Raw genomic sequence first — 527 nt, forward strand, 5'->3', positions numbered from 1 at the left:
TTAACAGGTACTGTAAGTGACCCAACAGCAACTGTAGTTGTCAATGTGGATGGCACTGACTATCCGGCAGTGAACAATGGTGACGGCACCTGGACGCTTGCAGACAATACACTTCCTGCATTAACTGATGGCCCACACACCATTACCGTGACGGCAACAGATGCAGCAGGTAATGCGGGTACCGATACAGCAGTAGTGACAGTTGATACAACAGCACCAGCAGCACCAGTGATTGACCCGGTTAACGGGACAGATCCAATTACAGGTACAGCAGAACCTGGTTCAACTGTGACTGTGACATATCCAGATGGTAGTACGGCAAGTGTTGTAGCAGGACCGGATGGTAGTTGGACTGTGCCAAACCCGGGCTTAAATGATGGTGACACGGTAACAGCAGTAACAGAAGATCCTGCGGGCAATACCTCAGGTCCAGCAACAGCTGTGGTGGATGCAGTTGCACCGACAGTCGCACTTGATGATGTATTGACCAATGACAGCACACCTGCGTTAACCGGTACTGTAAGTGA

The 527-nt window shown here is 50.5% G+C and carries 1 protein-coding gene; it reads left to right on the forward strand.

Annotated elements, in window-relative coordinates:
* On the forward strand, positions 1–527 hold a 527-nt coding region (locus ACTJJH_RS18380), incomplete at both ends, for an Ig-like domain-containing protein (protein WP_440601577.1).

The sequence above is a fragment of the Acinetobacter sp. 22301 genome (assembly GCF_052045285.1).
Lineage (GTDB): Bacteria > Pseudomonadota > Gammaproteobacteria > Pseudomonadales > Moraxellaceae > Acinetobacter > Acinetobacter pittii.